The sequence below is a fragment of the Myxococcus sp. AM011 genome (genome assembly GCF_013372595.1).
In the GTDB taxonomy this organism is placed as follows: domain Bacteria; phylum Myxococcota; class Myxococcia; order Myxococcales; family Myxococcaceae; genus Myxococcus; species Myxococcus eversor.
This window is the reverse complement of sequence record NZ_JABXEM010000379.1, coordinates 1-8,139: the sequence shown is the minus strand read 5'-3', so window position 1 is coordinate 8,139 and position 8,139 is coordinate 1. Positions and strand designations below refer to the sequence as shown.

The 8,139-nt window shown below is 68.7% G+C and carries 7 protein-coding genes; 2 read left to right on the top strand and 5 right to left on the bottom strand.

Annotated elements, in window-relative coordinates:
* The coding region (locus HUW62_RS43780) for a tRNA (cytidine(34)-2'-O)-methyltransferase (protein WP_176437829.1) at positions 1-425 on the bottom strand (425 nt) is incomplete at its 3' end.
* 17 nt (positions 426-442) lie between these two features.
* Here HUW62_RS43780 and HUW62_RS43775 point away from each other — a divergent pair.
* Together HUW62_RS43775 and HUW62_RS43770 are read left to right on the top strand one after the other, a co-directional pair.
* Entirely contained in the window at positions 443-820 is a 378-nt protein-coding gene (locus HUW62_RS43775; protein ID WP_176437828.1) for a DUF192 domain-containing protein, read from the top strand.
* Between the two features lie 90 nt (positions 821-910).
* The gene (locus HUW62_RS43770; protein ID WP_163866859.1) at positions 911-1,675 is read left to right on the top strand and encodes a Stp1/IreP family PP2C-type Ser/Thr phosphatase; all 765 of its coding nucleotides are present in this window, start codon (positions 911-913) and stop codon (positions 1,673-1,675) included.
* A 6-nt stretch (positions 1,676-1,681) separates the two neighbouring features.
* On the opposite strand, the gene HUW62_RS43765 is transcribed toward HUW62_RS43770, so the two are convergent.
* From HUW62_RS43765 to HUW62_RS43750, 4 genes are all read right to left on the bottom strand, one after another.
* Positions 1,682-3,700 (bottom strand): amylo-alpha-1,6-glucosidase, encoded by a 2,019-nt coding sequence (locus HUW62_RS43765; protein ID WP_176437827.1) that lies wholly within the window; start codon positions 3,698-3,700, stop codon positions 1,682-1,684.
* Positions 3,697-5,601: a malto-oligosyltrehalose trehalohydrolase gene (gene treZ, locus HUW62_RS43760; RefSeq protein ID WP_176437826.1), complete on the bottom strand. Its 1,905-nt coding sequence runs from the start codon at positions 5,599-5,601 to the stop codon at positions 3,697-3,699. Before treZ ends, HUW62_RS43765 begins: the two co-directional genes overlap by 4 nt.
* Before the next feature lie 180 nt (positions 5,602-5,781).
* Positions 5,782-6,813, bottom strand: coding sequence for a sugar phosphate nucleotidyltransferase (locus tag HUW62_RS43755; protein WP_163866856.1), 1,032 nt, complete (start codon positions 6,811-6,813; stop codon positions 5,782-5,784).
* A gap of 32 nt (positions 6,814-6,845) precedes the next feature.
* Complete coding sequence (locus HUW62_RS43750; protein WP_176437825.1) at positions 6,846-7,886, bottom strand: aminoglycoside phosphotransferase family protein; 1,041 nt, start codon at positions 7,884-7,886, stop codon at positions 6,846-6,848.
* Between the last annotated feature and the right edge of the window lie 253 nt (positions 7,887-8,139).

Below are 8,139 nucleotides of genomic sequence, written 5' to 3'. Positions count from 1 at the left end.
GCCGTGGACAGGTTCATGCTCCGCCGCCCCTCCAGCATCGGAATCGTCAGCGCCGTCCCTGTCCCCCCCTCCATCACCTCCGGCAACAGCCCCGTCACCTCCGAGCCGAACACCAGGTGGTCCCCCTCCTCGAACCGCGCCTCGAACAACGTCTGCTCCGCCCGCGCCGAGAACAACCACCGCCGGGCCTCCGGATACGCCTCCACGTACGCCCCATAAGTCGGGTACAGCCGTAGAAATACCTTGTCCCAGTAGTCCAACCCGGCCCGCTTCAGGTTCCGGTCATCGATGGAGAAGCCCAGGGGCTCCACCAGGATGAGCCGGCAGCCCGTCACCGCGCAGAGGCGGGCGACATTGCCGGTGTTGGGGGGAATCTGGGGGGAGACCAGAACCAGATGCAGAGGACGCGCCAGGGGCTCGAGCATGGGGTAGAACGCGCTACATGCGCTGGAAGGTGACCAACGAGACGCGGCAGAAGCCGCTGGCGGACCGGGCGGAGAAGGCCACCTCCTTCGCCCAGCGCTTCAAGGGACTGATGGGGCGCGAGCAGCTCGCCGTGGGCGAGGGCCTCCACATCCAGCCCTGCAACTCCATCCACACGTTCTTCATGCGCATCCCCATTGACGTCGCCTTCCTGGACGCACAGGGGCGTATCGTCAAGCAGATGATGGCGCTGCCGCCCTGGAGGACGACGTCCGTGTACTTCCAGGCCCGCTCCGTGCTGGAACTGCCCGCGGGCGTCCTGGCCGCGAGCGGCACCCAGGAAGGGGACCGCTTGAGCTTCGAGCCTGCCTCCCCAGCCCCGGTGTCCCCTGTCTGACCGCACCAAGAGCACGTCTTTTGACCGTTTTCCGAGCGCTTTGTTAACGTGCGCCGCCAGTTTCTCGTCCCCTTAGAAGAGTCCCCGCGCATGCGCATCGAGGTAGCCGGCAGCACCCACGTCGGGATGAAGCGGAACCACAACGAGGACAACTTCCTCATGTTGCCCGATGAGCACCTCTTCATCGTCGCGGACGGGATGGGCGGGCACTCCTCAGGAGAAATCGCCAGTCGCATCGCCGTGGACGAGTTGGGTGAGTTCTACAAGATGACGTCCAAGGACCAGGACAGCACCTGGCCCTTCAAGATGGATAAACAGCGCAACTATGACGAGAACCGGTTGGCCACCGGTATCAAGCTCGCCAACGCGCGCATCTTCGAGAAGGCCAGCAGCGAGTCGAAGTACAAGGGCATGGGGACGACCCTCGTCAGCCTGCACTTCGCCAACGACGTCGCATACGTCGGGCACGTGGGTGACAGCCGCGTGTACTTCTTCCGCTCCGGAGCCCTCAAGCAGATCACCGAGGACCACTCCCTGCTCAACGACTACCTCAAGGCGAAGAAGCTCTCGCCGGAGGAGGTCGAGAACTTCCCGCACAAGAACGTCATCGTCCGGGCCCTCGGCATGAAGGAGAACGTCCAGGTGGACGTCTCCCGCGTGGAGCCGCAGCCGGGCGACGTCTTCCTGCTGTGCTCGGACGGCTTGAGCGGCATGGTGACCGACCCGCAGATGCAGGAGATTTTGGGTCGCACGCCGGAGCTGGACAAGGCGTGCTCCCAGCTCATCGACATGGCGAACGCCGCGGGCGGCAACGACAACGTCACCTGCGTGCTCGCCCGCTACCACGCCGCCTGAGCCGAATCAGGCGGTGCGCAGGAAGACCCGCAGCGCCTCGGCCACTCCCCAGGCCTGGGCGATGCACCCCCTTGGCCTGAAGGGGGGCGTGGCGTCGAAGATTTCGCTCACCTGCCCGACGCCCGCCTGTCTCAGGTGGGTCTCCAGGCCGTCCATGACGTCCCGCAGGTGGGCGCGGTCCGGCTGAACCCGCAGCGCCGCGTCCACGTAGTGGCCAATCAGCCAGCTCCACACCGTGCCCTGGTGGTAGGCCGCGTCGCGCGCGCGCAGGTCTCCGTCGTACGTGGCCTTGTACTCGTCGTGGTCCGAGGCCAGTGAGCGCAGCCCCACCGGCGTGAGCAACTCCGTCTCCACCTTGTGCAGCACGTCCGGCCACCGGTCCGGGTTGAGCACCGGGTGCTTGAGCGACAGGGCGAAAATCTGGTTGGGCCGCACGGCGACGTCATTGCCACCGCCTTCCCCGTCCACCACGTCGTACAGGCACCGCTCCTCGGGATTCCAGAAGCGCTGGTTGAAGGACTCCTGGGCGCGTTGCGCGGCCTGCGCGTACGGCGTCGCGTCCAGTCCCTGGAGCGCGGCCCACTCCGCCATCAACCGCATGGCGTTGAACCACAGCGCGTTGAGCTCCACGGCCTTGCCGCGCCGGGGCGTCACCACCCAGCCGTCCACCTTCGCGTCCATCCAGGTGAGCTGGTAGCCCTCCTCGCCCTGCGTCAGCAGTCCGTCCTTGGGGTCGATGCGGATGTTGTGGCGCGTGCCCTGCTCGTGCTTGCGGACGATGTCCTCGAACGTCGGATAGAACTCGCGCAAGAGCTCCATGTCCCCAGAGGCCGTGACGTAGCGGTCCACCGCGTGGAAGAGCCAGAGCGTCGCGTCGGCCGTGTGGTACAGCCCGTCCGCCTCGCCCTCCGGGAAGAGGTTGGGCAACAGCCCGTCCTTCACGTGGTGACGGAAGGTGCGAAGAATCGCCGCCGCCTCGCGGAAGCGCCCCGAGCACACCGTCAGCCCCTCCAACGAAATCATCGTGTCGCGGCCCCAGTCGGTGAACCAGGGGTAGCCGGCGATGACGCTGCGGGCATCCTCGCCAATGGCCCGGGCCCACGCGTCGTCACGCGGGCGCATGGGGTCGACGATGAACTGGTCCCCCGCGAGCACCAGGCGCGCCGCGGTGCCCGTCCTCGCCGCCGCGGGCGCGCGCTCCAAGAGGCGCCACTCGCGCTCGCGCTCCATGTCGAAGCTCATGGCCGGGTCGCGGTCCAACCGCGACCAGTCGTCCACCGTGGCTCCGAGCGACAGCCGGCTGCCCGGCCGCACCGTGCACTCGAAGTAGCCGGGGCTCGCCTGCGTTTCAATATGCGGCATCCCCCGGGCGCGCTCCGTCCGGTAGAGCTGCGGCGAGGAGATTTCAGGCAGCGCCACGAAGGGCACCGTGCCGTCGGCGTACAGCCGCAACTTCAACGCCGGCGCGTCCTTCTCCGCCAGCATCTCGATGCGCTCGCCCTGGAGGATGACCTTCGGCTGGCAGTAGCCGTGCGGGAAGTCGTGCTCGTGCACGCGGAACACCGGGAAGGGCCGCAGCCGGAGCTTCACGGGAGGCCCGGACAGGTGCGCCCACTCGATGAAGAGCGTGTTCTCGCCGTGCACCAGCACCAGCCTGCGACGCAGGCGCGTGGCACCCAGGACGTACTCCCATTCGGGGATGAGGCCATCCAGCCGGAAGGAGTGCAGCAGCGAGGTGTCGCCCATCAGCGTGCCGTCGGCGCGCACCTCTCCCTCCAGCCGGTAGGTCTGCCCCTCCACGCGGGCGGTCTCCACCAGCCGGGACAGCATGACGGTGCGGCCCCGCTCGGGCAGGGTGGGGATGAAGAGGCCGTGGTAGCGGCGCGCATTCACCCCCGCCAGCGTGCTGGACGCGTAGCCCCCCAGGCCATTCGTCACCAGCCACTCCCGGCCGAGCACCTCGATGGCCGGCGCTCCCACCGGCCAGGCGAACTTCAGCTCGGGCAAGCCCCGCACCCGGCTCATCCTCCCGTCCGCGTGTCGCGGTCCGTGGGGCTCCTTCCCGTGCTCGTCATCCACAGGGCGGTCATCCCCGGTACGCGCCATGTTGTCGCGACCCTCAGTGAGTCCAGTGAGCAAGAGCCTGCACCTCCGAATCGAACCTCTTCACTCGACAGCCCAACACGCCACCCTTCATCCCGAGGTGGCGCCAACAAGGGCTCGGGGCACGGAGAGAGCTCCAGCTCGCTCCCCAGGTTGACGAGCAACAGCCGGTCGCCTTCCTGCTCGCCGCCCGAGTAGCGCAGCACGAAGGCGTTGGGTGAGAGGACGGCCCCCGAGAGCTGGCCGCCGTCCTGTCGGGCGAGCACCGGGTCCTCTCGACGCAGCCGGAGCAGCTCACGGTGCAGGGTGAGCGGCCCCTCGTTGCGCTCCCGCTCGCTCCAGTCGAGCCGGGAGCGGTGGAAGGCCTTCTCGTCCACGTGCTCCACGTAGCCCTCGTGCTCCAGCGCGTGGCGGGCGCTCTCGAACTGGCCGAGGTAGTGCTCCCGTCCCTTGCGCACCAGCGGCTGGAGCTCCGGCTTGTGGTCCACGAAGTAGAAGAACGGCGTGTTCGCGAACCACTCCTGCCCCATGAAGAGCAGCGGCGTCTGGGGCAGCAAGAGCCACAGCGTGGTGAGCGTGCGCGCCAGTCGCTCCCCGCAGAGGCGGTGCAGCCGCTGGCCCTGGAGCATGTTCGCGAGCTGGTCGTGGTTCTGGAGATAGAAGATGCACGCGCTCGACGGCACGCGCAGCAGCGGACTGCCCCGGGCCTTCTTCTGCCAGCGGTAGTACTGCCCCTGATAGAGCGAGTTGCGCAGCACGCACGACAGCAGCTCCTGCGCCGTGCCTCGATAGTCCTGGAGGTACGCCTCCGCCCGTCCCGTGGCGGCGACGCGCGTGGAGTGGTGGAAGTCATCCACCCAGAGGGCATCCATCCCCCAGCCGCCCCGCTCCGCCGCCCTCACGCACAGCTCGTCCTGGGGTTCGTTCTCCGCGATGACGAGGACGCCCCGCCCGCCGCTCGCCTCGCGCACCGCCTGGGTCAGCTCCTTGACGATGTGGCACGGCCCGTCGTCATACAGGGCCTGCGTCGCATCCACGCGAAGCCCGTCGAAGTGGTACTCGGCCACCCACGCACACGCGTTCTGGATGAAGAAGTCGCGACTGGGCCCCGCCGCGGGTCCGTCGTCGAAGTTCGTCGGCTCGCCCCACTCGTTCTCGTACTTGCGGGTGAAGTAGTCGGGCGAGTACTGCGCCAGGTAGTTCCCGTCCGGCCCCAGGTGGTTGTAGACGACGTCCAGCAGCACGCCGAGCCCCAGCGCGTGCGCGGCGTCCACGAAGGCGCGCAGCTCCTCCGGTCGTCCGTACTGGAAGCTGGGCGCGAACAACTGCGCGCCGTCGTAGCCCCAGTTGAAGCGCCCGGGGAACGTGTGCAGCGGCATCAACTCCAGGCAGGTGACGCCCAAATCCTTGAGCAGCGGCAGCTTCGCGGTGGCCGCCGCATACGTCCCCTCGGGCGTGAAGGTGCCCAGGTGCAGTTCGTAGAGCACCTGCCCCCGGATGCAGGCCAGCCCCTTCCAGTCGCCGTCCGTCCACGGGTGAGTGTGCGGGTCGACCACCTCGCTGAAGCCATGCGGGCCCTCGGGCTGGAAGCGCGAGGCGGGGTCGGGGAACTCTTCACCTGAGTCCAGGCGATACTTGTACAGCGCCCCCACGGGCACCGGATGCACGGCCTCGAAATAGCCTCGGTCGTCCCCCGTCAGCGGAAGCGGCTGCGACGCGCCTCGCACCACCACTTCGACACTGCGCCTGCGAGGCGCCCACACACGGAAGTGGGTGCTGTCTCCCCCCGCTGGCCTGGCCCCCAGAGAACCTCGCCACTTCATGCCCCAGACCTCCCCTTGTTCCCGCGCCGAACTCCCCCGGCCCAGGCAGGCTGTCCGCGACCAAAGGTAGGGCCCATTGTCCGAAACGGCGACCTTCGAGCGGAGGACAGAGCCCGCTCGCACGCCGTGCGGTAACCGACCCTTTCCGGGCCGGCTCCGTGCGCGTGGAGACAGGGGAGGTCAGCGGCCGGTCAGCGGCGCGGGAATCCGGTGCGCCCCCCAGGCGAGCACCTCGGTGAGCGTCTCACCGGGCGCAATCGACGTCTGCTCGAAGACGGCGGCGCTTTGGAGCCGAGCTCCCGCGTCCACCTTCACCCCGGCGCCCAGCGACACGGACTCGCCCACGACGGCGCCCTCCGCCACCGTGACGCCGCGGCCGAACCAGGCGGGGCCCTCCACCTTCGCTCCACACACGTGCGCGTCCGGATGCGCCCACGAGGAGCCCGGCCCGCGCACCGTGCCGGCGAGCGGTGAGTCCGCCCCCAGCCACTCCAGCCGGACGCGGCCCGCGAGCACGTCCCGCACCGTGGCCAGGTAGCGCGACGGCGTGCCCAGGTCGGACCAGTAGCCATCCACGCGCGCGCCGCGCACCACCTGCCCCTGGGCCATGGCGCGCGCGTAGACCTCGCGGTTGATGTCCTCGGGCCCCTCGGCGCTCATGAAGTCGAAGACGCGCGGGGACATGACGTGCACGCCCGTGAAGTGCCACGGAGTCAGGCCCTCGCCTCCAGGCCCGTGCCCCGCGATTCTCCGCACGCGCCCCGACGCATCCAGCTCCACCGACGCGTACTTCTCTCCCTCCGGCATCGGGAGCAGCACCATCGTCGCCAGCGCTCCGGACGCCTGGTGCATCGCCACCACGGGACGCAGGTCCACCGGGTAGAGGATGTCGCCGTTGAAGACGAGGAAGTCTCCGTCGGAGAGGAAGTCGCGCAGGCCTCGGATGCCGCCGCCGGTGCCCTGGATGACGGGCTCGCGCACCACGTGCAGCGGCAGCTTCGCGCGCTCACACTCTTCGCGAGCCACCTCCTCCATGGTGTCCGGCAGGTGGTGGGTGTTGATGCCCACCGCCGTGACGCCCGCGGCCTTCAGCACCGCCAGGTGGTAGCGGAGCAGCGGCTGCCCCAGCAAAGGGAGCGCCGGCTTGGGCCAGCGCTCCGTCAACGGACGCAGGCGGGTTCCCAGCCCCGCGCAGAGGACCATCGCCTTCATTGTCGACTCCCCTCTTCAGCCGAGTGGGTGGCTCAGGCCGCCAGCTCGGGGACGTACTTCGCCACCAGCTCCTGCAACTCACGCAGCTCCGGCCGCCGACGGAACGCCTCGCGCACGTAGCGCAGCGACGCGGGGATGGAGACGAGGAAGCCCGGGTTGCCCTTCACGCGGTTGATGTACTCGAAGCGGCCCGCGTCCTTCAGCTTGCGCTGCACGGTGAGCAAATCGAAGAACGCCTTGAACTCCACCGCTTCTATCTTCTCGCCGCTCGCCTCCTGGAACGTGGCGATGTAGCGGTCCAGCATCGCGTCCACGAAGTCCCGGTCCAGCTCCACGTAGCTGTCGCGCAGCAGCGCCACCAGGTCGTACTGGCGCGGGCCCTGGAGCGCGTCCTGGAAGTCGATGACCACCAGCTCGCCCTCCTTCACCATGATGTTGCGGCTCTGGTAGTCGCGGTGCGTGAAGCCCCGGGGCGCGGCGGCGAGCTGCTTCGCGATGTCGCGGAACGTCGAGTCCAACCAGGCGCGCTCGGCGTCCGTGGGCAGCTTGCCGCTCCACGCCTCCAGGCCCCACTCGCGGAAGTGGTGAAGCTCCCAGTCGTACAGGTCCTCGTCGAACGAGCGCGTGAAGGCCAGGCAGTCCGGGTCCTGGTTCTTCTCCGCCTGCACCCGCAGCCGCGCGAGCAGGTCCACCGCGCGGGTGTAGAGCGCGTGGTTGTGCTTGCCGCCTTCCAGCGCGGCCTCGAAGGTGATGTCGCTCAGGTCTTCAATCACCATCATCCCCGCCGGCTCGTCGTAGCGGAGGATGGCGGGCACGCGCACGCCGAGCTTGTTCAGGTAGCGGTGCACGTTGACGAAGGGCAGTTCCTTCGGAGGCTCACCCTTGGTGGCTTCCTCGCTCTTCTTCGTCGCGTCCAGCGGCATCACCATCACCACCCAGCTCTCCGGGGGCGCGCCGACGCGGTAGTACGAACGATTGCTCGCGTCTCCCTTCAGCTTCTTGATGGGAGCATCGGAAACGGGACGGCCAATGGCCTGTCCCACCTGGTCGCGCAGGGCGGCCTCGAGTTCCATATCGACGGGGTTCTCCAAGGGGGGTTGGGAGCGGCTCCCGAGTATGGGAGGGGCGACTTTCCGCGTCAAAGCCCTCGCGCGGCGATTGCCCCCTGGCCCTTCGGGCTGTCACGTAAGCGACGCCGAAACATGAGACACCCCGGCTTCTCGTCGCGGCGCGTCGCGAGCCCGGCTGCCCCCTGACGAAGCGGGCCTCTCCCTCCTGGCACGGTGCCAGGAGACACCCGGGGTCCTGGTGTGGGGGGCGAGGGGG